Raw genomic sequence first — 22,800 nt, 5'->3', positions numbered from 1 at the left:
TTTTTATTCTACAACTATTCTATTATAGTTTTTCTTTCCTCTTTTAATAAGTGCTGAACCGTCTTGAAAATCGTTAATAGTAAGCACTCTCTTTATATCTGTTACTTTCTCTCCATTAACGGAAAGTCCACCTTGCTGTATTAATCTTCTAGCTTCTGCCTTTGATGGAACAATTTTAGATTCTGCTAATACATCCAATATACTTTTCCCTATACTATCTTCTGAAATAGTAGTTGTAGGTACATTATCCATATTAACGCCTGAACCAAATAAGGCTTCTGATGCTTCTTTAGCTTTATTAGCTTCTTCTTCTCCATGAACTAATTTAGTAATCTCAAAAGCTAAAACTTTTTTAGCTTCATTAATTTCTGCACCCTCTAAGCTACTTAACCTTCTTACTTCATCCATAGGCACAAATGTCAATAAGGATAAACATTTCTGAACATCTGAGTCCCCAACGTTTCTCCAATATTGATAAAATTCATAAGGAGAAGTTTTTTCTGGGTCTAACCACAATGCTCCATTTACTGTTTTACCCATTTTTTGTCCTTCACTATTAGTAAGTAGTGTGCAAGTCATTGCAAAAGAATCTTTACTTGCTTTTCTTCTTATTAATTCAACACCAGCTATCATGTTAGACCATTGATCATCTCCACCAAGCTGCATTTTACATCCATATTCTTTATTTAATACATAAAAATCATATCCTTGCATTAACATATAGTTAAATTCTAAGAAGGATAATCCTTTTTCAAGTCTTTGTTTAAAGCATTCTGCTGTAAGCATTCTATTAACAGAAAAATGCATTCCTACTTCTCTTAAAAAATCTACATAGTTTAAATTTAATAACCAATCTGCATTATTTACAATTAGAGCCTTTCCATCTTCAAAATCAATGAACTTTTCCATTTGCTTCTTTATAGATGAAACATTAGACTCTATTTGTTCTTTTGTAAGCATTTGTCTCATATCTGTTTTTCCACTAGGATCTCCAACCATTGCAGTTCCTCCTCCTAGAAGAGCTATAGGTCTATGTCCTGCTTTTTGCATATGCGCCATAAACATCATTGCGATAAAGTGCCCTACATGTAGTGAATCTGCCGTTGGATCAAATCCTATGTAAAATGTAATCTTTTCTTTTTCTAATAATTCTCTTGTTTCAGCTTCATGAGTAAATTGTTTTATATACCCACGCTCCATTAATTCATCCAAAACTGTTTCCATACTATTCCTCCTAGAACTCATACAAAGATAATATTAGTATATAAATAATTCATTTATTAATCAACATATACTTAAAATTAAAAGCCCCATTGGGGCTTTATATATCAAGGTAATTGTTTTCAATTTTAGTTGTAATTATAGTTATACTGTTTTATAAACTCTGGTAAATCTTCGCAATCATGATTAAGATTTATAAAAAACTTAACTTCATACCTCCTACTTAATTCATTAATTTTCTCAAATAAAGAATTAGCGCTACATAGGTCCTTTCCTCTTACAATATTAGATAACTCATCAATATAGATATATTCTATATCATAATTTTCAGATATAAGCCCACATAAGAAGCCATAAAAACTTTCATAATCTTTTAATTTAAAATCATCTGTTGAAATAAATCGTATATTTCGATTTAAAACTAGCATAGCTCTATTGTCATCATCGATATAAACTGATTCTCCTCTTGCAAATTGAACATTGTCGTTAGCCAAATCTATAAGCTTTTTGGTTTTTCCTGATCCTCGTTGTCCACAAAATACATGAATCATTGGTACCACCCCTTATATATTTAATAAAAAATAGATATTTCTATTTTTTTATTATTCAAACACAGATGTTCCTGGAAAAATGATCTTAAAGGTTCCTTCAGCCTTTGAATTAATAATTTTTACTTTCCCTTTTCCACTAAAAGAATTTCTCATTAAATAAAAGCCCCTTCTGGTCTGCAAAAACCTCTTTTTATCATCTAAAGTAATTAATTTTTCATAAAGCCATGAATTTCTGCTTAAATCATTTGGTATTTGACTAGATTCTTTAGAATAGATCAAATTTCCTGGACTAATCACACTTATTGACTTTCTGCTAATAATTATCTCTATATCTCTATTTGTATGCGTATAATCTCTATACAATACCGCATTTTTCAATGCTTCAATTACAGCTTCTTTAGGATAATTATTGGGTAATTCTTCAGATAATACTTTTTCGCATTTGTCTATTATATCTAATAATTTGCCTTGAACTATTACTATATTGTTTTTATTGTTTAATTTTATTCTAACCATATTATGGGGAATATACAAGTTATTAAAATTAGAAAATACCGATAAACCACCAAAAGTACAGCAATATTTTCCTGAATCTCTATCTTTATATATTATAGATGAACTTTCAAGTAAAAATTCTCTGTTATCACTATTTAAGATTATCCCCTTATTTTTAAAATACTTTTCTATAGTATCATTATCTAAGATTTCCTGACTACTTCTTATAACTGGATAAGATTCTAAAATAAGATTCAAATTTTCTTGAAATGATGAAAGCAACTCTTGTTTTCTCATTACATCAGTAGTTGAGCCTCTTCTTATATAAAACGCACCATTTTCTCTTATTTGATAAGGCTTTTGTTGCCCATCATATATAGTTATTACAGATACTTCTTTTCCATCTATATAAATATCATCAACTTTAATTGGTATAGGTGGTTCACATCTTGTTGATATGATTTGTTGTATTTGCTCTTCAGTAAAAGAGTATTGCTTTTCATATCCTGTTATCTCTTTACTTTTATCTTCAATACCAACTATAAGATAACCTCTTCCCCCTCTTGAATTAGCAATAGCACATATATCCTTTGCTAGTTCTTTCTTACCATACTCAGAATTTATATCTATTTTCTGTTTATAATCTAATTTTATTCCTTCATCTCTTTTTATTAAAGAAAGTAGTTTCTTTCTATCCATAACTATGCCCCTTACTAGTTCCTTATATACATTATATTATATAATAACCAAATAAGTATAAAAAATATAGTCATTTCTAAAATATAAATTAGTTATATTTTAGAAATGACTTATATCCATATTCAATATGTATTTTTTATTTTAGTAGCTCCTTCAATATCAACTTTTATGTTTAGTATTAAATCTGTTATTCCTATCGTATCTTCCAAAACCAAATTAGGATATTTCCGCTCTAACAATCTATCTATTTCAAATATATCTACCCCTTCATTCTTATATTTATTAAAAACATCATTAAGAAATTGTTTCATATTATTAATCTCATTTCTTTTCAAAATCTCTATTACAGTATCATCTATAACTAATCTATGCTGAGATTCTGCAATAGTAACTGTTAAATAGACAGTTTTGTATAAATTAATTCTTTCTCCATCATATTCTAAGTCTGTTTTTGTTTTACTTTTGAGAATTTCTAAAGTTATAAACTCATTAGGTGCTTGGGGGTTTTTTATTTCTAATGTTCCTGTTCTTACTTTATCATTTAGGAAATTATAACTTAAAGTATCTTCAACATCTATATTTTTAACTAAAGTATCATTTTTTAATATTCCTCCTCCAAATAACTCTAAATTACTTTTTCCTAGCTCCTCTTTAAACTTTAAACCTCCCATCAACGCTATTCCATTACCAGCTAACCTTTCAGTCAGATAATCATTTGTATTTTCAGTTATAACTCTAGGCGTAGCCTTGGTTTTTAAAGTTAACTCATCTAAAAACAGGCCTAAATATTCGTCTTTATTTTGCCCATAACTCAGTAATGAATCCACTGCTCCGTAATATATAAACATATAAGGTTTTACTAAAAACTCCTGGTCTCTATTAATTAAGTCTATATGTTTTTTTATCCCCTTTGTGACTGCATTTTCTGTAAATATAAGTGCTCTATTTTGAGAAAAATTTATCTTATAGGCTGAGGTTCTGTTTACATCCCTAATTGCTTCAAGATAAGTCTTACCTCTTCCTACATATATCATCTTTTGCCCTTTATCTGAACTCTCATTAGTACTTCTATATGGATTTATACACTCCAAGTATATTAAAACATTATCATCTTCATCTATATCCATTATTGAAGCAGTAACAAATGTAACTTTGTTAATATCTTGATAATTATAGCAGCCTGTAAATGAGAAGGTTGTAGTAATAATAATTATTAGTACAGTCACATATTTTCTTAGTTTCATACCTACTCCTCCTCATCCTTTATTACATTTTTAGATATATCCTCTAAGTTACCTCTTAGTATAACATCCCTAAATCCGTATCTTTTTATACTTCCTAATGGGAACAAGAATGAATATCCACAGCTCTGTAATGAACCTAAGTGACTAATTAATATCATGGATCCTATAATAAATCCAGGTATACCAAATAAAGACGCTACTATTACTAATATAATTGACCATAAAGATATTGCTCCATAGGTCTTTGGTATTAAGAAATATGACAAAGTACTTATTGCAACAACCAAAATTGTTACTCTAGAAGCTAGCCCAGCTCCTACAGCCGCTTCTCCTAATATCAATGCTGATACAATACTCATAGCACTTCCTATAGGCTGAGGCAATCTAAGTCCTGCCTCCTTTATAAGTTGAAAGAATAACATCATCAAAATAACTTCAACGAAAGTTGGAAATGGTACTCCAGCTCTTGCAACAGCCATTCTAAATATAAACATAGTCGGTATCATTCCAAAATGATAAGTTATAAATGCCACATATAAGGCAGGTAAAAACATAGCTATAAAAAATGCTGACCACCTTAATATTCTTGTAAAATTAGCAAAATATCTATTTAAATAATAATCATCTGGAGTTTGAAAGTTTTCCACGAAAAAATATGGTACAGTTACTACAAAAGGAGTCCCATCTACTATTATTGCTACTCTACCTTCCATAATCTTTGCGGAAATCTCATCTGGCTTTTCTGAGTATCCTATGGTATCAAACAAACTTCTTTTTTCAGTTAATGTGTTTTCTATGTAATTTGTATCTAGCAAGAAGTTATAGTTAGATTGTTGTATTTTATCTTTAACTTTCTGTACCAAATTATCTGGAGCTACACCCTTTAAATATGCTATACATACTGATGTATTAGATTCTTTTCCTAATATAAGAGGTTCAAGTTTTAAATTTACATTTCTTACTCTTCTTCTAATTAAGGCAACATTATCAACAAAAGCTTCAGCAAATCCTTCTCTTGGCCCTTTAACTACTGACTCTGTTAAAGGAATCCCTACTCCTCTTCTAACGAAACTCTTAGTCTCACAATAAATCATAGTGTCACTTTTCTCAAAAACAATAACAACATCACCCATTAAGATATGTTCATTAGCATCTTTCATATCTTTAACAGTTCCTGCTAAGTTCATTGTTATTACTTTAGTTAATATATCATCAACATTTTTAATAGAATAATTTTTAGAAGTTAATGGAGCTACTATATATTCACTTATAAATGCGCTAGAACATAATACATCAATAAATATCAATGTTGCTTTTCCAAGTGGGGTCTCTATATCTCTATATTTTACGTCAAAGGTATTTTCATATGTTTTTTTCAGTTCTTCTAAGTAGTTATTCATAAACATCACCATTCCTTATTATTTTTCCTTTCTAGGTTTAATATTCCCAAATTTGCAAATACTATTTTTAAAAGTTACTAATTAAGAGGTGAATATTTTGAAAAAATACACAAGTAAACACCATATATTTTTAGTCTTGTGCGTTACATTAATATCTATAAAGACATATCCGATACTATTTTTATCATTAGGGGGAAGAGATAGTTGGTTATTAGTTCTTTTTTCATCCATACTTATTGGTGTTTTAGGTTATTATATAATTAATATATTTATAAAATTCAATATTTCAAGTATGAATGATTTATTTGAATCTTCCTACGGAAAATATTTAGGAAAAATATTTTTGTTTTGCTTTTCGCTTTTATTAATGTTTAATGCTATTGAAAGTGTCTCCATATTTTCAACTTCAATACACAACACTGTATTTATTGAAACGCCTGCTTGGTTTGCATTACTATTTTTTATATCAGCGTCTGCTTATATGCTTTGTATGGGATTCTCATCCATCCTTAGGCTTTCTTTAATTTCTATTGCTACTATGTTTTTGTGTATGTTAATATTAGCATTTTTATTTATACCCTATATTAAAATTAACTATGTTACCCCTGTATTCGGTAATCCATTTAATTTTAATTCATTACTTTCTATACTATACATATTAGGTTATTTCTCTTCTTTTGGAATAACCTTGCCTTATATAAAAAAAATTGAAGAAAAAAGTGAGTTGAAAAAGTATTACGCTCCTACCATGATTGTAGTATCAGTAATTTCAACTTATTCAGTTCTTAGTATTTTAGGCTTTTTTAATCATTTTAGAGGGGCGAATATATTTTTCCCTGAGTTTACTCAAGCTCAAAGAGTCGAGTATGGAAAATTCTTTGAGAGTGGTGAGTTTTTTGTTCTTTTACAAAATGTATTAGGCTTTATAATAAAGTATTTACTTAGTATATTTGCTATTTACATTATCTATAAAGACAAAATCAAAAATCCTAATAAATTTTTTATAACAATATCTATAATTAACTATATTATTAGTTATTACCTATGTAAAAATATCTTTACGCTAAGTTTATTCTTAGAGTTTTATACATTAATAAATATTTTATTTATGTTAATAATTCCAGTTATAGCTTCATTTTTGTATAGTATTAGAAAAAAACTTAAATGATCCTGTACATTAATTTAGGGCCAATTAGACATACTATTAATATATCCTATTTAAATGGAGGTGATATAATGGGATTCTTAAAATGGCTTGGAGGTATAGTTGTTTTCTTTTGGCTATTAGGTCTTCTATTTAAAGTAGGTGGCTACGCAATAAATGTTTTACTAGTTATTGCTGCTATAGTCTTTATAATAGATGCTCTTGTTGGAAGAAGAAAGAATTATTGAGTTGGTTGACATTATTCCTATTAATAACATATAATTATATTATAAAATTATATCATAACCTGTGAAAAGAAGTAGTAAACTTAAAAGTTACATTTAAGAGAGCTGTTTATGGTGGGATGCAGTATGTATACTTAAGTTGAATGGATCTTCGAGGTTTTTAACTGAAACTTTTAGTAGGTTAAAACGTTCGTCTAACGTTATATAGACAGGATATGAATGTATCTTCAAAGAAGAGATTACTACTCTTGAATTTAGGTGGCACCGCGTAAATAACGCCCTATGGACTTTTCCATAGGGCTTTTTTTATTCTTTAGGAAATTATATTATTTCAAAGTTGTGGATAACTTAAATTATATATGAATATAAGAAGTCTACATGAATCTCCTAAAGAATAAAAAACAAGAAAATTGAGCGCCTGCCAGTTTTTCCTCACATTCGTTTGGAAAGGTAGATGCGCAAAAAAGTCGACGGCTCATAATCGCCTTGGCGACTTTTTTATATTGTAAAATTTGATATTTTTTATTAAACGCACATGGAAGGAGAACCAACTTATGGATGAAAGAAAAAAAGTTATTTTTAGTGGAATTCAACCCTCTGGAAATTTAACTATAGGAAACTACTTAGGAGCTTTAAAAAATTGGGTTAAGTTACAGGATGAATATGACTGTTATTTTTGTGTAGTTGATTTACACGCTATTACAGTTCGCCAAACACCTGCTGATTTAAGAAAAAGAACCTTAGAAGTATTAGCTATTTATATAGGTGCAGGAATTGATCCAGAAAAAAACACTCTGTTTATTCAATCCCACGTTCCAGCTCATAGTGAATGTTCTTGGTTACTTGGCTGTAATACCTATATTGGGGAACTTAGCAGAATGACTCAATATAAAGATAAATCACAAAAATTGGGTGATTCAATAGGTTCTGCACTATTTAATTATCCTGTATTAATGGCTTCTGATATATTACTTTACAACACTGATCTAGTACCAGTTGGAAAAGATCAAAAACAACATTTAGAACTAACTAGAGACATAGCTAATAGATTTAATAATGCCTACAGTGAAACCTTTAAAATACCTGAGCCTTATATACCTAAAGCCGGTGCTAAAATTATGAGTTTACAAGAACCTGAAAAGAAAATGTCTAAATCTGATGAGAATCCTAACTCTTATATTTTAATAATGGATCCTCCTGATGTCATAAGAAAGAAAGTTAGTAGGGCTGTTACAGATACAGTTGGAAAAATAAATTATTCTGATGAACAACCAGGAATAAGAAATCTTATAAACATTTTAAGTTCAATTAAAGGTATAGTTCCAGAAGAAATAGCTGCTGATTATTCTGATAAAGGATACGCTCAATTAAAAAGCGATGTCGCAGAAAGTATAATTGAAGAATTAACCCCTTTACAAGAAAAAATCAAAAATCTTTTGGCAGACAAAAATTATCTGGAAAGCATATATAAAACAGGAGCAGAAAAAGCAAATTATACCGCTAATAAAGTCCTAAGAAAAGTTCAAAAGAAAATAGGTCTTATTCCTAGGTAATTAATTTATAAGCAAATTAATGCATATAAAAACGTCAAAACTAGTTTAAGTCTTGACGTTTTTATATACTTGTATAATATAATAGTAACTGAAATTATTTTACGGTTTCCCATGGTTTAGTTTTTAAATACTCTGAAAATGCATCCCTCAAATCATCTTTTCTAAGGGCATACTCTACTGTAGCTTGTAAAAATCCTAGTTTATCTCCAACATCATATCGTCTTCCTTCAAAATCATATGCATACATAGCCTCTTGAGATATAAGTTCTTTTAATGCATCTGTAAGCTGGATTTCTCCACCTTTTCCAGGTTTAGTTTTCTCTAGTATATTAAATATCTGTGGTGTTATTATATACCTTCCAAGAATAGCAACATTGCTAGGCGCTTCATCTCTAGACGGTTTTTCTACTAAATCTTTTACTTTATAAACCCTATCTTCAATATGGATACCATCTACTATCCCATACTTATTTACATCATCTTCAGGAACCGTTTGCACCCCAAGTATGGTTGTTTTATATTCATTAAAGCACTCTATCAACTGTCCTAAACATGGATTCTCGCTATGTACTACATCATCCCCTAGAAGTACTGCGAATGGTTCATTTCCAACAAAAGTTTTAGCACAAAGAATTGCATGCCCTAATCCTTTAGGCTCTTTTTGTCTTATATAATGAATATCTACCATTCCAGATATATCTCTTACTAAATCCAGCAAATCTTGTTTTCCTGATTTTTCTAGTTCCATTTCAAGTTCTATAGATTTATCAAAATGATCCTCAATAGATTTTTTGTTTCTACCTGTTATTATTAATATTTCTTCTATTCCTGATGCTATTGCCTCTTCTATTATATACTGCATGGTTGGTTTATCAACTATCGGTAACATCTCTTTAGGTAAAGCCTTTGTTGCAGGTAAAAATCTTGTTCCAAGTCCTGCAGCTGGAATTATAGCCTTTTTAACTTTCATACTAACTCTCCTCTCATAAATAAAATATCTCAATAAAATATTACCATATAATTTTATTGAAAGTCTATATTTTACAATGTATCTATTTATTGAAATAATTTTGTAATTTACACTAAGATACGATTGTGTTAAAATACAAATCATGGGAAGGAGTGTATTATTGTGGAGGATAGAAAAAGAAGAAGTAAAGGCCCTAATAAAAAGAAGAAGAAAAATAAAAAGAAATGGATTATATTATCATTATTGCTAGTAGTTTTAATAATTGCTGGTATAGGTGTAGGATTAACCATGTCTATGCTTGGTAAAGTTGATAAGGTTGAAATTAATGAGGATAATTTAGATATTTCTCAAGAAGTTGAGGAAAAATATAAAGATACAAATATTACAAACATACTTTTATTAGGTATAGATTCAGAAGATGGTGAAACAGGTCGTTCAGATTCTATAATGATTCTTTCTGTAGATAATGTTCATAACAAATTAAAGCTTTCATCAATCATGAGAGACTCATATGTTGATATTAAAGGCCATGGTAAAGATAAAATAAATCATGCATATGCTTTTGGTGGACCTGAATTATCTATAAGTACTATTAATACAAATTTTGATTTAAATATTAAAGATTTTGCCACTGTTAATTTTGATAGTTTACCAAAAGTAGTTGATCAATTAGGTGGGATAGATCTAGATATAACTTCTGGTGATTTAAAATACATAAATAGTTATATAGGTAGTCTTAATGCAGAAAAGAAAACAAATGCTGCTAATATAACTAGCACTGGTCCCCAACATGTTAACGGTATTCAAGCTTTAGCCTATGCTAGAATAAGATATGATGGCGGAGATCAAGAAAGAACTCATAGACACAGAATAATTTTTGAAGCTTTATTTAACACTATAAAATCAACTAATAAAACTCAATATCCAGCAATATTAAATGAATTATTACCATTAGTAAAAACCAGTTTAAATAGTGGTGATATTCTTAAATTAGCTACTTCATCAGTATCTTTATCTGGTGGACTTGTTCAAGATAGATTCCCTAGAGATGATAATGGTGCTGGTCAAATGATTAATGGAGTGTATTATCAAACCTTTGATAAGGCAAAAACTGTTGAACAAATGCATCAATTTATATTTGAAAGTTAATTTTAAAAGACCTTTTGCAATAGTGCAAAAGGTCTTTTTTTAAACATCTAGTATAAATTTTTCTATAACTTCTGCTACTCCATCATCATTATTTGATGATGTTACATATTGAGAAATATTTTTAATATCCTCAATAGCGTTTTCCATAGCTACTCCTAGCCCTGCATATTCTACCATATGCCTATCATTATCTGCATCTCCTATGCAAATAATCTCTTCTTTTTTAATATTCAAGTAATTAGCTAAGGCTTCCATACCAGTTCCTTTATTACTATTAATATTTAAAAATTCTAAGAAAAATGGAGTACTTCTCACTATTGTATATTTTTCATATAAATCCTTAGGAAGATTATCCACTGCCTTTGCTAATATTTCTGGTTCATCAATAAACATTATTTTAACTATTTCATCATTTTTGCCTACTAAGTTAAAATCCATCTCATTAATCCTAATACCGTTAATCTCAGCCTCCACCTCAGTATAGGTACTAGTCTTAGGTGTAATTAAACCATGAGTTCTAGAAAAAGCATGAATATTTACTCCTAGTTCTTTACTAATTTTATATAAATCATGTATATCTTTTCCTGATAATATATCACTGCTTATTACTTCTTTAGTTTCAGTATTTAATACTAGTGATCCATTATAACTTAAAACATAATCCTCTTTTGATATTAAATCTAACTCTTCAAGATATCTGTTTATTCCTTCTATAGGTCTACCTGATGCTAAAACTATTTTTACCCCTTTAGCTTTTGCAGCTTTTATAGCTTCTCTTGTTCTATCAGATACAGATTTATCTTCTCTTAAAAGAGTACCATCCATATCTATGGCTACCAATTTATACATATAACTTACTCCCCCTAATTTTTCATCTAAAGTTATTTTAAACTATAACTGTATCTTTACCAACCTTTTAATAAAAATTAATAAAAAATTGTTCCAAGTTAATGTTTTCATCCTTAAGGTTTAATTTATAAACATTATTAAGAAGCTCCTTATCAAGTATCTCATTTGGATTACATTCTTTTTCAATTTCCCCTTTATTAAATACTATAATTTTGTCTGAATACTTTATTGCTAAATTTATATCATGATTAACCATTATTATAGTTTTATTAAGTCTCTTATTTATTTCTTTAAGCATTCTCATCATATTAATCTGATGATTTATATCCAAGTGGGCTAGAGGTTCATCTAATATTATGCATTCTGCCTCTTGACATAAGGCCCTTGCTAGAATCACTCTACCTCTTTCTCCCCCACTTATATCTTTAATGCTTACATCTTTTAAAAAATATGTATCGGTAACTTTCATAACTTCTTCAACTTTTTCAATATCTTTATTATTCAATTTAAACAAACTATTTTGTGCATAATTTCTTCCCATCATAACAACATCAAAGCAACTAAAGTCAATTTCATAAGAAATTATCTGAGGAACATAGCTTATCTTTCTTGCAAAATCCTTTGCTCTATATTCATTTAAACTTTTCCCATCTAAATATATGTTATTTTTAAGACCCATTCCTTTAACTAAGTGCTTAATAAAGGTAGTTTTTCCACTTCCATTTGGCCCAATAATAGAATAAAATTTTCCAGATTTAAAGTCTACATTTATGTTTTTTAATATCTTTTTTTCTCTAACTTCATAGTTCAAATTTTTTATCTCTAAGAAACTCATAATGATCCTCTTTTCTTTTTCCAGAGCAGATAGATAAAATAAGGTGCACCAAGCAAAGCGGTAACTGCTCCTACTGGTAGTTCACTTGGAGCAATTATAACTCTTGAAATTGTATCACAAACAACTAAAAATAAGGCTCCTAATATAAATGAAAATGGTATTAGCTCCCCATGATTACTTCCAACAATCATTCTAGCTATATGTGGAATTATAAGTCCTACAAAGCCTATTATCCCTGTTACAGAAACTAAAGCCGCTACAATAAGTGAAGATATTATAATTAATTCTTTTTTCACTTTCTCAACTTCTACACCTAAACTATAGGCATCTTCTTCTCCCATTGACAGTATATTTAAATCCTTATATCTTCTATATATAAAAAGACTTCCTAACACTACTATTGGTACTATTAATAAGACTTGTTTATAGCTTGAAGTATTTAAACTTCCTAATGTCCAATATATTATTTTATCCATAGCCTCTTTTTTAAGAATCATAATTAATGATATTAATGAATTACATAAAAAACTAATTGCTATACCAGATAACAATAGTATTTCTATGGGTATCTTACTTCCTACCCTAGCTACATTGTAAACTAACATTAAAGTCACTATAGCTCCTCCAAAAGCTAGTAAAGTTATTAATATATAATTATTTTTTTCTAAATTAAGTATTAAACCTATAGTTGCTCCTAGTGCTGCTCCAGATGAAACTCCTAAAACAAATGGATCACCCATTGGATTTTTAAACAATCCTTGAAATGTTACGCCACTAATAGCGAGCCCCGCTCCCGTAAATAGTGCCATAAGAACTCTAGGAGCTCTTATATTCATAATGATTTTTTCGCTCATACTGCCTTCAGAAACCTTAATAAAATAATTAATTATAATCTTAATAGCTTCAAGGGAAGAAATACTTGCAGAACCTACAGTCAAAGATCCCAGCCCTATGATAAATGTGAAAATTACTAAACTTGTAAATAATCTTTTCCTTTTCAAAACTAATACCTTTCTACTTAAAAGCTTCTGGATGAATTATCTTTGCTAAAGCTTCTAAGCCATCCGCCTGTCTTGGACCTTGCCTTGATAACATATTGTCATCTATTTCATATACACAACCATCTTTTACTGCATTTAAATCCTTATAACCTTCTCCAGTTGTAAAACCTGACTTAGAGTCATATTTATCTGATAAAACTACAATATCTGGATTTTTCTCCATTAAAACCTCTTTAGAATAATTCCATCCATCTATATCTTTAGCTATATTCTCTCCACCAGCTCTATCAATTATTTGACCTATAAAAGTATTTCCTCCAGCTGTAAAATCTGCCTTTCCAAAACCTACTACATAATAAACAGATGGTTTCTTTAAATCCTTAACTTTGTTCTCAACTTCTTCAACCTTCTTTTTCATGTCATCTACAATTTTAGTGCCTTCTTCTTGTTTTCCAAGCACTACTGCTATATCTTTAATGTTTTTATAAGCACCATCAAAAGAATCCTCTCCATAAAGTACTGCTACCTTTATTCCCAAAGATTCTATCTTATCCACTAATTCCTTACTAAAATGTGCACTCGCTATAACTAAGTCTGGATTAAGTTCTGCTATTTTCTCTATATTAGGTTCAGTTATCTGTCCAACAGATTCTATTTGTGTTGCTTCCTCTGGATAATCACAATAATCTGACCTACCAACTAAATAATTCTGTAAGCTTAATGCATAAATAGTTTCTGTAGCACCAGGTGATAATGAAACCACTCTTTCCGGTACCTTCTCTAAGGAAATTTCTCTATTATAAGAATCAACTATTTTAATAGCTTCATCTTTCTTTATTTCTTGTGTTTTAGTACATCCTACTAATAAAATTATAGTCATAATACTTATTATTACTGCTAATATTTTTTTATTAATCTTCATTTGTTTTTCCTCCAATTATTTTATAATCTCTTCTCAACTACCCTCTTTTAAATATTTATAAAAACTAAAGCGTAAATTCCGATGAAAATAACAGTTGATACATAAAGTAGTTTAATAGATTTTATTATATGCACACCTTTAATTTCATCAACTTCTTCTCCTATATATGGTTTCTCTACAATTTTTCCAAAATAACTTGTAGGACCTCCTAGTCTTATATTCAATGCCCCTGCCCCTGCTGACTCTGGATGAGCTGAATTAGGGCTTTTATGATTTTTTCTGTCTCTAAAGAAAATCTTAAATGAAGATTTATAGTCATATCTAAGAATAAATGAAGCCATTATTATTAATATTCCAGTTATTCTAGCTGGAATAAAATTAAATACATCATCAACTTTTGCAGAGAAAAATCCAAAATTCTCATATTTCTCATTTCTATAACCTACCATGGAGTCTAGAGTATTTACAGCCTTGTATGCCATAGCTAAAGGTGCTCCTCCTATAAATGCATAAAACAGTGGAGCAATTACTCCATCTGAAATATTCTCTAGTACAGTTTCTATAGCTGCCTTACAGATTTGCTTTTCACTAAGTTCCTTAGTATCTCTTGAAACCAAATAACTTACTCTCTCTCTTGCTCCTTCTATATCTCCCCTGCTTAAAGGTAAATAAACCTTATATCCTTCCTCACTTAAGCATCTTGGTGCAATAGTAGTCCAAAGTATGATTATATTTACTATTAAGTAAACCACATAATTTAATTCTTTTAATAACTTTAAAATTATGAAAGTCAACATAAAAAATATAGCTATCGTACTAAGGGTAAGGAGTGGTCCATAAAAATACCTCAGTTTATTTTCAGTAGGAGTTTTCTTTCTTATGAATTTCTCAAATCTCCGAATATACTTTCCCATAAACTTCACTGGATGAGGAAATTTATAAGGATCTCCTAATAAACAATCTAATAAAAAAGCTAATACTACTGACATTTTATATCCTCATCTAAAATACCATGTATTTTTTTCATATCAAGACTCTCCCTAACAATAGAAGCTAACTTATCATACTGTTCATTTTTATATTTTCTATAATTGAAATTCTCTTTTTCCTCATCTATATTAAAAAATCTTCTTACCTTATTTAAATATCTTAAGGTAAATTCTTCATTATCAAATATGCCGTGAAAATAAGTACCTATAACTTTTGAATCTTTTGATACAGCCCCATCTACATCCTCATTACTTAATTTAATAAAAGCTTTTTCTGTGGTTTGGCTTTTTCCCATATGTATTTCATAACCTTCCACTTCTGAGTCAAACATACTTTCAACGCCTTTAGATATGACCGTATTTTTATCCTTATAAAATTCTGTTTTTACATTTAAAAGAGCTAATCCCTCTTCTTTTTCTAATGAAGTTTCATATCTCATAGAATCATAAATATCTCTACCAAGAATTTGATACCCTCCACATATGCCAAATATAAACTTTCCTTTTTCTCTTTGTTCAATTATTTTTTTGTCCATACCACTATCTTTTAACGCCTTTAAATCAGCTATAGTACTTTTACTTCCTGGAATTACTATAAGATGATATTTTTCTAAATCTTCTTGTAAACTTACAAAAGATAATTCTACATTAGGGCTTAATGCAAGAGAATTAAAATCAGTAAAATTAGACATGTACGGTAATTTAATTACTCCTACTTTCAAGTCCCCTGATTTCTTAAATTTATTAAAATCTGTTACACTATCTTCATCCTCTAAGTCTAATTTGAAATACGGTATAACTCCTACTACAGGAATACCTGTTAATTCTTCAATTTGTTTTAATCCAGGTTCTAAAAGTTCTATACTTCCTCTAAACTTATTAATTATTATTCCTTTTATAAGTTTTCTCTCATCCTCTGGAAGAAGCATTACTGTTCCATAAATTGAAGCAAAAACTCCACCCTTATCAATATCTCCAACTAGTAATACAGGACTATTAGCTATTTTAGCCATTCCCATATTTACAAACTCATCAGATAGATTTATCTCAGCTGGACTTCCAGCACCTTCAATTACAATAAGTTCATGTTCTTTTGATATTTCCTCATATACCTTTATTATCTCTTTTTTTAAAACTTTTTTCCTTTCAAAATAATCTACTGCATCTAAGTTATCCCAAGGCTTTCCGAGTAAAACAACTTGGGATTTTCTATCTGATGTTGGCTTTAATAAAATTGGGTTCATCTTAGCATTAGGCACTTTATAAGCTCCTTCAGCCTGCATTATTTGAGCTCTTCCTATTTCATCCCCTTCAGGTGTTACCCCAGAGTTTAGAGACATATTTTGAGCTTTAAAAGGATAAACATCATATCCATCTTCCGCAAAAATTCTACATAAAGCAGTACACAATATACTTTTTCCAACAGTAGACGCTGTCCCTTGTAGCATTATACTCTTATTCAAACTAATCCCTGCTTCCTTTTAATCTTTATTAATATATTCTATCTCTACAAAGTCTTTATAATAATTTATTTCGCTATAAGCTCCTTGTTTAGGTTTTATAGAATAAAATCCCTCTATTCCAGATCCTAATAACTTACTTAAAACAGCTCTTATTACACCCCCATGAGTTAAAATTAAATAACTGCCATCATCTAAAAAACCTAAGATTTTAGTGGTTCTTTTGTAAAAATCTATAAAGCTTTCCCCCTCAGGAAAAGAAAATTCTTTGTAATCATTAATAAACTCTTCCCATTGCCTAGGAAATACTTTCTCTATCTCCTTATAGCTTAAGCCTTCCCAAAGCCCAAAATCTATCTCTTTTAGTTCATCTTTATATTCAATAGATTCAGGTTTATAGTCTAAGGTTTCTATTATAACATCTAAAGTTTCCTTACATCTTTTTTGAGGAGAACAATAAACTTTAGAAAACTTATAATCCTTAAGTAGATTTCCTAACTTCTTACTTTGGTTTCTTCCATTATCATTTATACTTACTTCTTTTTTGCCTTCATAAAGTCCTTTAGAATTGCCCTCTGTTTCCCCATGTCTAACTAAAACTATTTTCATATTCTCTCCTAAAACAAACTACTTGTGAATAATAGTAAAATTAAAAGTTCATTTAACTCAATAGATGCTCCTAAAACATCCCCAGTAACTCCATCTATTTTTTTCTCTACATAGTTTCTAAATAATATACTTACTCCAAAACCTGCTATCAATAAAATAATTCCACGTTCTTTAGCTATTACTAAAGTTAAAATACATCCTATAACAAGAGCAATTAAAAAACTTTTTTTCTCTAAAACCCCTATAAATAAATCTCCTAACCCTTCTTTTTCTCTAGCGTATTTTCTTTTATACATAAGAAAAGTTACAAAGGTTCTCCCTATAATAGGTGCTAAAACTATAGCTGTTATTGCAGTATCAAAAGGCATATCTTTAATGGCTATAAACCTCCCTAGTATCAGTAGTATAATTCCTACTGCACCAAAGGTTCCTACTCTAGAGTCTTTCATAATCTCAAGAATCTTTTCCTTACTTCGTCCTGAAAATATTCCATCTATGGTATCTCCAAATCCATCTATATGTATAGCTCCAGTAACAACTATATGAGTAACTAAAGCAAAAAAACTAGCTATGCTTACTGAAAAAATCCTAGCTGACACATAATAAACTAATGCCTCTAATCCTCCTACTATTAAACCTACTAAAGGGAAATAAGCCACACCTTTTTGAAAATTTTCTCTCTCAACCTTAAGGTTTATATTTATAGGAATTCTAGTCATGAATTGAAGTATTAAAATAAAGTTTTTCATACTACTCACCTTTTATCTTCATAGGAATACCACTTACAACAAAATAAACTTCTTTAGCTTCTTTAGCTAAATATTGATTAACTCTTCCAGCTATATCCCTAAACTCTCTTCCGAGCTTATATTCAGGAACCAATCCAGCTCCAACTTCATTAGTTATTAGAACTATTTTGGTAGTGTTTTTAAGTTCATATTCTTTAAAGCTTTTTACCATTAAACTTATTTCTTTTATGATTTCCTCTTCTTTTTTTCTAAAGTCAATATTCTTAAAATCCGCTTCCTCAAAAGACTCCATTCCATGGAAGAGCAAATTAGTAACCATTATAGTTATACAGTCAACCATTATTCCTGTATATCCCTCTTTAAGCTGCTCCTCTAAATTTTTATAACTTTCTAGGGTATCCCAGCTCTGATTTCTAGTTTCTCTATGATTTTTAACTCTTTCAACCATTTCTTCATCTTTTGGAATAGATGTAGCTATATATAAAACCCTATTCACATCTTTTAAGATGGATTCACCAAATGAGGATTTACCACTTCTAGCTCCTCCAGTAACCAATATCATGCTTCTTCCCTCCAATAATGTTCATAGTTTTTTATATCCACATTTCCTTCTTCAAAAGTTCCCATTTCATTGATTATAGCTAGAGAATTTTCTATAATATGCATAGCAAATGGGCATCCGGATCCTTCTCCTAATCTCATTGAAAAATTCAATATTGGATTTAATCCTAATTCCTTCATAGTTAGGTTATATCCTAGTTCACTAGATATATGTGAAGGAAACATGTAATCCCTAACCTCACTATCAATTCTATAAGCTAAAAGAGCTGCTACAGCTGATATAAATCCATCTATCACAATGGGCATCTTATATTTTTTAGCACCTAAATACAGTCCTACCATTCCCGCTATATCAAATCCTCCAACCTTATGAAGTATATCTAGTGGATCTTCACTTTTAGGATTATTAACCTCCAGTATTCTATTTATAACTTTCTTTTTATGAGAAAATTCATCATCATGAAGACCAGCTCCCCGACCTACTGCCTCATCTATTGAACATCCAGTAAGAGCTATTAATACGGAAGATGAAGATGTTGTATTCCCTATTCCCATCTCTCCAGTGCCTATGATATCATAACCTTCTTCCTTACATTTCCTCACAATATCTATTCCTATATTTATGGCTCTTTCAGCTTCATCTCTAGTCATAGCTTCTCCCCTTGCCATGTTAGAAGTTCCTTTTCTTATTTTTTTAATTATAAGCCCTGGATAGTTTATGTCCTCTTTTATTCCTATATCTATAACCTTTAAATCACAATTGTTCACCCTTGCTAAAACACCTATACCCGTTATTCCTCTTAAGAAATTTATAGTCTGCATAGCTGTTACAGTCTGAGGAGCAGATGCCACACCTTCTTCACATACCCCATTATCACTTGAAAATATAACAATCCCCTTTTTATTTATCTTATTGTTAACCCTTCCTGTTATACCAGCAAACTTTATAGCTATTTCCTCTAAAGTTCCAAGGCTTCCTACAGGTTTTATAAGCCTATCTAATCTTAACTTTGCCTCTTTCATTGCCTCTAAATTTAATCCCATGATTATTCCCCCAAAATAAAAAATACCAGTGATAATCCCACTGGTTTAATGTATGAAAATAAATAGTTAACTACTTAACTACTAAAAATCAATATCCCGTGGCATCTTTTCCCTCCCGAAAAATAAACCTTACTTTCTATGGCAGGTCTTCTGGCTCTGATTCTTCCTACTCCCTATCCTTCCCGAAGCTCTCACTTCAGTGGTTCATATAGGTTTCATCCTCAATACAGTAACGGGGGCTGCATGGGCTTTTAACCCATTTCCCTTTTAACCTTTTGAAAAGGCACCATAGAATAACTATTAAATTTTCTTTTATAATATCATATTAACTATAATTCTCGCAACAAATCCAAAAGTATATTATTTAGTTCTCTTGACTTTATTGCAAATCTTACAAAATTATCATTAAGTCCTTTAAAATTAGAGCATTTTCTAATCAGTACTCCCTTTTCTAGCATAATTTCATATAATTTATTTTCATCAATACCCTTTAACTCACATAAAACAAAATTACAGCTTGTTGGTATTACTCTGCTAATTACACTAATATCTTTAAGCTTAGTTAGCATATAAGGAAGCTCCTCTTTTATCCACTCTTTACTTTTATTTATGTATTCCCTATCCTCATAGGACTTTTGTAGTGCTAATTCAGCTAATGTATTTATATTCCACGGAAGTTGAGAATTTGAAAACTTCTTTAGTAGTTCCTTATTGCTAGAAATTCCATATCCAAGCCTAGCACCGGGCATTCCAAAAAACTTAGTAAATGCTCTTACAATAAATAAGCAAGAGTATTTTTTAGCTAAGTTAACTAAGGAGTTCTCTTCATCACAAAACTCTATAAAAGCTTCATCTACAATTACTTTTTTATTATTCTCTTTACAATATTCTAATAAACCCATAAATTCTTTTCTATCAATCAGATTTCCAGTGGGATTATTCGGATTTCCTATTATTATTCCGTCTAAGACCTCTAGACTTTTTCTTATTGAAGAGTAGTTATATTTAAAATCCTCACTTAAAGGCACAAAAGTAATTCTGTTATCATGTTTCAAAGCAAATTCCTCATACTCTACAAAAGATGGAACTATAATTCCTATGCTTTTAACTGAAGATATAAATAAATCCAAAACCTCCGAAGCACCATTACCTAAAATTATTTCATCCATATCCAAATTAGTCTCATAATATGTTTTTACATAAGTAATAATACTTTCCTTAAGCTTTCTATATTTGTAATCTGGATACCTAACTACTTCTTTATAAATTTCATCTAAAGCTTCTCTAAATTTCCCTGGTACTCCTAATGGATTTATATTAGAGCTAAAATCTAATATTTGCCTTCCTTTTAAAACACCATCTGTGTAAATATCACCACCATGTTTATTAGCCAATTTTGCCCTTCCTTTCCCTATCATTAAGTATAAATTTCTCTATAGTATAAGCAACTCCATTTTCTTCATTACTCTTTGTTATAAAATTAGCTACTTTTTTAACCTCTTCTTTCGCGTTTCCCATCGCAACTCCCAGTCCTGCATATTCAATCATCTCTAAATCATTAGTGCCATCACCTATTGCTATTATTTCTTCTCTTTTTATTCCTAAAATCTCTCCTAAAACTTCTAATCCTTTAGCTTTACTAGAACCCTTGTACATAAATTCTAGTAAATGATCCAAGCTTCTTACAATTGCATACTTTTCATGTAATTCCCTTGGAACTACTTTGGTTAGTTCTTCTATATATTTTTCATCACCTTTAACTAAAATCTTTACTAATTTTTGATCCTCTATTTTATCCTTTTGAAAATCTTTTTGAAGTATTTCCATCTCAGGATATCTATTAATTTGATACCTATGTTCACTTATATCTTCTGTTAATATTCCATTTAAAGTATGAACTTCTATAACAGTCTCTTTTCTTTTATACTTTTTATAAACCTCTTTAAGATTTTTATCTTTAAGACTCTTCTCATAAACTAGAGAATAATCTCTTGTGTTGTATATTGTACAGCCGTTATTAGCAATTACATACTCTTCTTCACCCTCTAAGCCTAATTCCTCAATCAGTTCTTTTACTGATTGTATTATTCTCCCCGTGGTGATTACTACTTTGACTCCCAGTTTTGCAGCTACATTTATAGCTCTTTTTGTTTCTTTAGTTAACTCCTTATTGTCATTTAGTAAGGTACCATCAATATCTACAGCTACTAACTTATACATTTAAATCTCACTTCCAAAACAAAATTTTTCAAAAACATAAGCTACTCCATCTTCTTCATTACTTTTAGTTATGAAATCAGCCTTATTTTTGACCTCTTCTCGAGCATTTCCCATAGCAACCCCAAGTCCTGCATACTCTATCATATCTAAATCATTAAGTTCATCCCCAATTGAGATAATTTCTTCTCTCTTTATTCCCAAGTGCTTCCCCAAAACAGCTATTCCAGATGCCTTTGTGGAACCCTTGTACATAAACTCAAACATATGATTTAAAGCCCTAACAACTGTATACTTCTCTATAAGTTCCTCTGGTATACTAGAGTACATGCTTTCTATTACATGAGACTCACCAAATACTAAAAGCTTTAATATCTTATCTTCATCCTTAACATCCTTCAGGATATCTATTGTTTTTAATTCCATATAGGGCATTCTTTTTTTAGGGAACACAGTGCCAGCATCCTTTTCAACCAATCCACCTTCTGGGACATGAAGTTCTATTTCTGTATTGTACTTTTTCATAAATGGATAAATATATTTTATATCCTTACCAGTTAGAGCTCTTTCATGAATCAAGGAAAAGTCCTTAGTATTATATACAGTTGCTCCATTATCTGCTATAGCATACTCATCTTCTCCTATTAAATTCAACTCTTTAAGATAAGTCATTATTCCAAGTATAGGCCTTCCTGTAGTTATAACTACCTTTATCCCCATTTTCATCGCCTTATTTATACATTCTCTATTTCTCTCTGATATTGTTTTATCATTTTTTAATAAAGTTCCGTCTATATCAATTGCAACTAACTTGTACATTTATAATTCTCCTTCCCTTTCAAAATTAAAACCATTCTATACATATATACCTCATATTCATCTATATTCCAAAA

General features: G+C 29.9%; 23 protein-coding genes, 1 riboswitch and 1 other annotated feature. Of the genes, 4 read left to right on the top strand and 19 right to left on the bottom strand.

Annotated features, from left to right (window positions below):
* Nucleotides 1–3 precede the first annotated feature (3 nt).
* The 5 genes from tyrS to P8F83_RS00235 all read right to left on the bottom strand — a co-directional run bounded on the left by tyrS (nt 4) and on the right by P8F83_RS00235 (nt 5,610).
* Nucleotides 4–1,224 carry a tyrosine--tRNA ligase gene (gene tyrS, locus P8F83_RS00255; protein WP_326512971.1) on the bottom strand — a complete coding sequence of 407 codons (1,221 nt, stop codon included), beginning with the start codon at nt 1,222–1,224 and terminating at the stop codon, nt 4–6.
* A gap of 125 nt (nt 1,225–1,349) precedes the next feature.
* Nucleotides 1,350–1,772, bottom strand: coding sequence for a hypothetical protein (locus tag P8F83_RS00250; RefSeq protein WP_073020658.1), 423 nt, complete (start codon nt 1,770–1,772; stop codon nt 1,350–1,352).
* 51 nt (nt 1,773–1,823) lie between these two features.
* Nucleotides 1,824–2,966 carry an AlbA family DNA-binding domain-containing protein gene (locus tag P8F83_RS00245; protein ID WP_326512970.1) on the bottom strand — a complete coding sequence of 381 codons (1,143 nt, stop codon included), beginning with the start codon at nt 2,964–2,966 and terminating at the stop codon, nt 1,824–1,826.
* Nucleotides 2,967–3,088: 122 nt separating this feature from the next.
* On the bottom strand, nt 3,089–4,210 hold the full coding sequence (locus tag P8F83_RS00240) for a Ger(x)C family spore germination protein (protein WP_326512969.1): 1,122 nt from the start codon (nt 4,208–4,210) through the stop codon (nt 3,089–3,091).
* A gap of 2 nt (nt 4,211–4,212) precedes the next feature.
* Nucleotides 4,213–5,610 carry a spore germination protein gene (locus tag P8F83_RS00235; protein ID WP_326512968.1) on the bottom strand — a complete coding sequence of 466 codons (1,398 nt, stop codon included), beginning with the start codon at nt 5,608–5,610 and terminating at the stop codon, nt 4,213–4,215.
* A 97-nt stretch (nt 5,611–5,707) separates the two neighbouring features.
* Here P8F83_RS00235 and P8F83_RS00230 point away from each other — a divergent pair, with 97 nt between their 5' ends.
* From P8F83_RS00230 to trpS, 3 genes are all read left to right on the top strand, one after another.
* On the top strand, nt 5,708–6,778 hold the full coding sequence (locus tag P8F83_RS00230) for a GerAB/ArcD/ProY family transporter (RefSeq protein WP_326512967.1): 1,071 nt from the start codon (nt 5,708–5,710) through the stop codon (nt 6,776–6,778).
* A 68-nt stretch (nt 6,779–6,846) separates the two neighbouring features.
* Nucleotides 6,847–7,002: a lmo0937 family membrane protein gene (locus tag P8F83_RS00225; protein ID WP_021803142.1), complete on the top strand. Its 156-nt coding sequence runs from the start codon at nt 6,847–6,849 to the stop codon at nt 7,000–7,002.
* 52 nt (nt 7,003–7,054) lie between these two features.
* Nucleotides 7,055–7,285 (top strand) — a binding site (T-box leader).
* Between the two features lie 268 nt (nt 7,286–7,553).
* Complete coding sequence (gene trpS / locus P8F83_RS00220) at nt 7,554–8,552, top strand: tryptophan--tRNA ligase (RefSeq protein ID WP_326512966.1); 999 nt, start codon at nt 7,554–7,556, stop codon at nt 8,550–8,552.
* Between the two features lie 94 nt (nt 8,553–8,646).
* Here the strand turns inward: trpS and galU are convergent, their stop codons facing one another.
* On the bottom strand, nt 8,647–9,522 hold the full coding sequence (gene galU / locus P8F83_RS00215; protein WP_286904975.1) for a UTP--glucose-1-phosphate uridylyltransferase GalU: 876 nt from the start codon (nt 9,520–9,522) through the stop codon (nt 8,647–8,649).
* A 156-nt stretch (nt 9,523–9,678) separates the two neighbouring features.
* Here galU and P8F83_RS00210 point away from each other — a divergent pair, with 156 nt between their 5' ends.
* Nucleotides 9,679–10,671 carry an LCP family protein gene (locus tag P8F83_RS00210; RefSeq protein WP_420022614.1) on the top strand — a complete coding sequence of 331 codons (993 nt, stop codon included), beginning with the start codon at nt 9,679–9,681 and terminating at the stop codon, nt 10,669–10,671.
* Nucleotides 10,672–10,710: 39 nt separating this feature from the next.
* On the opposite strand, the gene yidA is transcribed toward P8F83_RS00210, so the two are convergent.
* The 13 genes from yidA to P8F83_RS00145 form a co-directional block, all read right to left on the bottom strand.
* Nucleotides 10,711–11,520 carry a sugar-phosphatase gene (gene yidA / locus P8F83_RS00205; protein ID WP_326512965.1) on the bottom strand — a complete coding sequence of 270 codons (810 nt, stop codon included), beginning with the start codon at nt 11,518–11,520 and terminating at the stop codon, nt 10,711–10,713.
* A gap of 67 nt (nt 11,521–11,587) precedes the next feature.
* Nucleotides 11,588–12,355 (bottom strand): ABC transporter ATP-binding protein, encoded by a 768-nt coding sequence (locus P8F83_RS00200; RefSeq protein ID WP_326512964.1) that lies wholly within the window; start codon nt 12,353–12,355, stop codon nt 11,588–11,590.
* Entirely contained in the window at nt 12,352–13,356 is a 1,005-nt protein-coding gene (locus P8F83_RS00195; protein ID WP_326512963.1) for a FecCD family ABC transporter permease, read from the bottom strand. The genes P8F83_RS00200 and P8F83_RS00195 overlap by 4 nt, the downstream gene beginning before the upstream one ends.
* A gap of 13 nt (nt 13,357–13,369) precedes the next feature.
* Entirely contained in the window at nt 13,370–14,278 is a 909-nt protein-coding gene (locus P8F83_RS00190) for an ABC transporter substrate-binding protein (RefSeq protein ID WP_326512962.1), read from the bottom strand.
* A gap of 47 nt (nt 14,279–14,325) precedes the next feature.
* Nucleotides 14,326–15,267 (bottom strand): adenosylcobinamide-phosphate synthase CbiB, encoded by a 942-nt coding sequence (cbiB, locus tag P8F83_RS00185; protein ID WP_326512961.1) that lies wholly within the window; start codon nt 15,265–15,267, stop codon nt 14,326–14,328.
* Nucleotides 15,258–16,715, bottom strand: coding sequence for a cobyric acid synthase (locus tag P8F83_RS00180; protein WP_326514806.1), 1,458 nt, complete (start codon nt 16,713–16,715; stop codon nt 15,258–15,260). Before P8F83_RS00180 ends, cbiB begins: the two co-directional genes overlap by 10 nt.
* Before the next feature lie 33 nt (nt 16,716–16,748).
* Nucleotides 16,749–17,336 carry an alpha-ribazole phosphatase gene (gene cobC, locus P8F83_RS00175; RefSeq protein WP_326512960.1) on the bottom strand — a complete coding sequence of 196 codons (588 nt, stop codon included), beginning with the start codon at nt 17,334–17,336 and terminating at the stop codon, nt 16,749–16,751.
* An 8-nt stretch (nt 17,337–17,344) separates the two neighbouring features.
* Nucleotides 17,345–18,085, bottom strand: coding sequence for an adenosylcobinamide-GDP ribazoletransferase (gene cobS, locus P8F83_RS00170; RefSeq protein ID WP_326512959.1), 741 nt, complete (start codon nt 18,083–18,085; stop codon nt 17,345–17,347).
* 1 nt (nt 18,086) lies between these two features.
* Nucleotides 18,087–18,647, bottom strand: a complete 561-nt coding sequence (cobU, locus tag P8F83_RS00165) for a bifunctional adenosylcobinamide kinase/adenosylcobinamide-phosphate guanylyltransferase (RefSeq protein ID WP_326512958.1) — start codon at nt 18,645–18,647, stop codon at nt 18,087–18,089.
* Nucleotides 18,644–19,690 carry a nicotinate-nucleotide--dimethylbenzimidazole phosphoribosyltransferase gene (gene cobT / locus P8F83_RS00160; RefSeq protein WP_326512957.1) on the bottom strand — a complete coding sequence of 349 codons (1,047 nt, stop codon included), beginning with the start codon at nt 19,688–19,690 and terminating at the stop codon, nt 18,644–18,646. Before cobT ends, cobU begins: the two co-directional genes overlap by 4 nt.
* A 123-nt stretch (nt 19,691–19,813) precedes the next feature.
* Nucleotides 19,814–19,996: riboswitch (cobalamin riboswitch) on the bottom strand.
* Between the two features lie 23 nt (nt 19,997–20,019).
* Entirely contained in the window at nt 20,020–21,084 is a 1,065-nt protein-coding gene (locus tag P8F83_RS00155; protein WP_326512956.1) for a pyridoxal phosphate-dependent aminotransferase, read from the bottom strand.
* Nucleotides 21,077–21,910, bottom strand: coding sequence for a Cof-type HAD-IIB family hydrolase (locus tag P8F83_RS00150; RefSeq protein WP_326512955.1), 834 nt, complete (start codon nt 21,908–21,910; stop codon nt 21,077–21,079). The genes P8F83_RS00155 and P8F83_RS00150 overlap by 8 nt, the downstream gene beginning before the upstream one ends.
* Nucleotides 21,911–22,726 carry a Cof-type HAD-IIB family hydrolase gene (locus P8F83_RS00145; protein WP_326512954.1) on the bottom strand — a complete coding sequence of 272 codons (816 nt, stop codon included), beginning with the start codon at nt 22,724–22,726 and terminating at the stop codon, nt 21,911–21,913.
* Nucleotides 22,727–22,800 lie beyond the last annotated feature (74 nt).

Origin of the sequence: Clostridium intestinale, from assembly GCF_035905475.1 — a bacterium.
GTDB classification, from domain to species: Bacteria; Bacillota; Clostridia; order Clostridiales; family Clostridiaceae; genus Clostridium_T; species Clostridium_T intestinale.
This window is presented reverse-complemented; position numbering and strand designations above follow the sequence as displayed.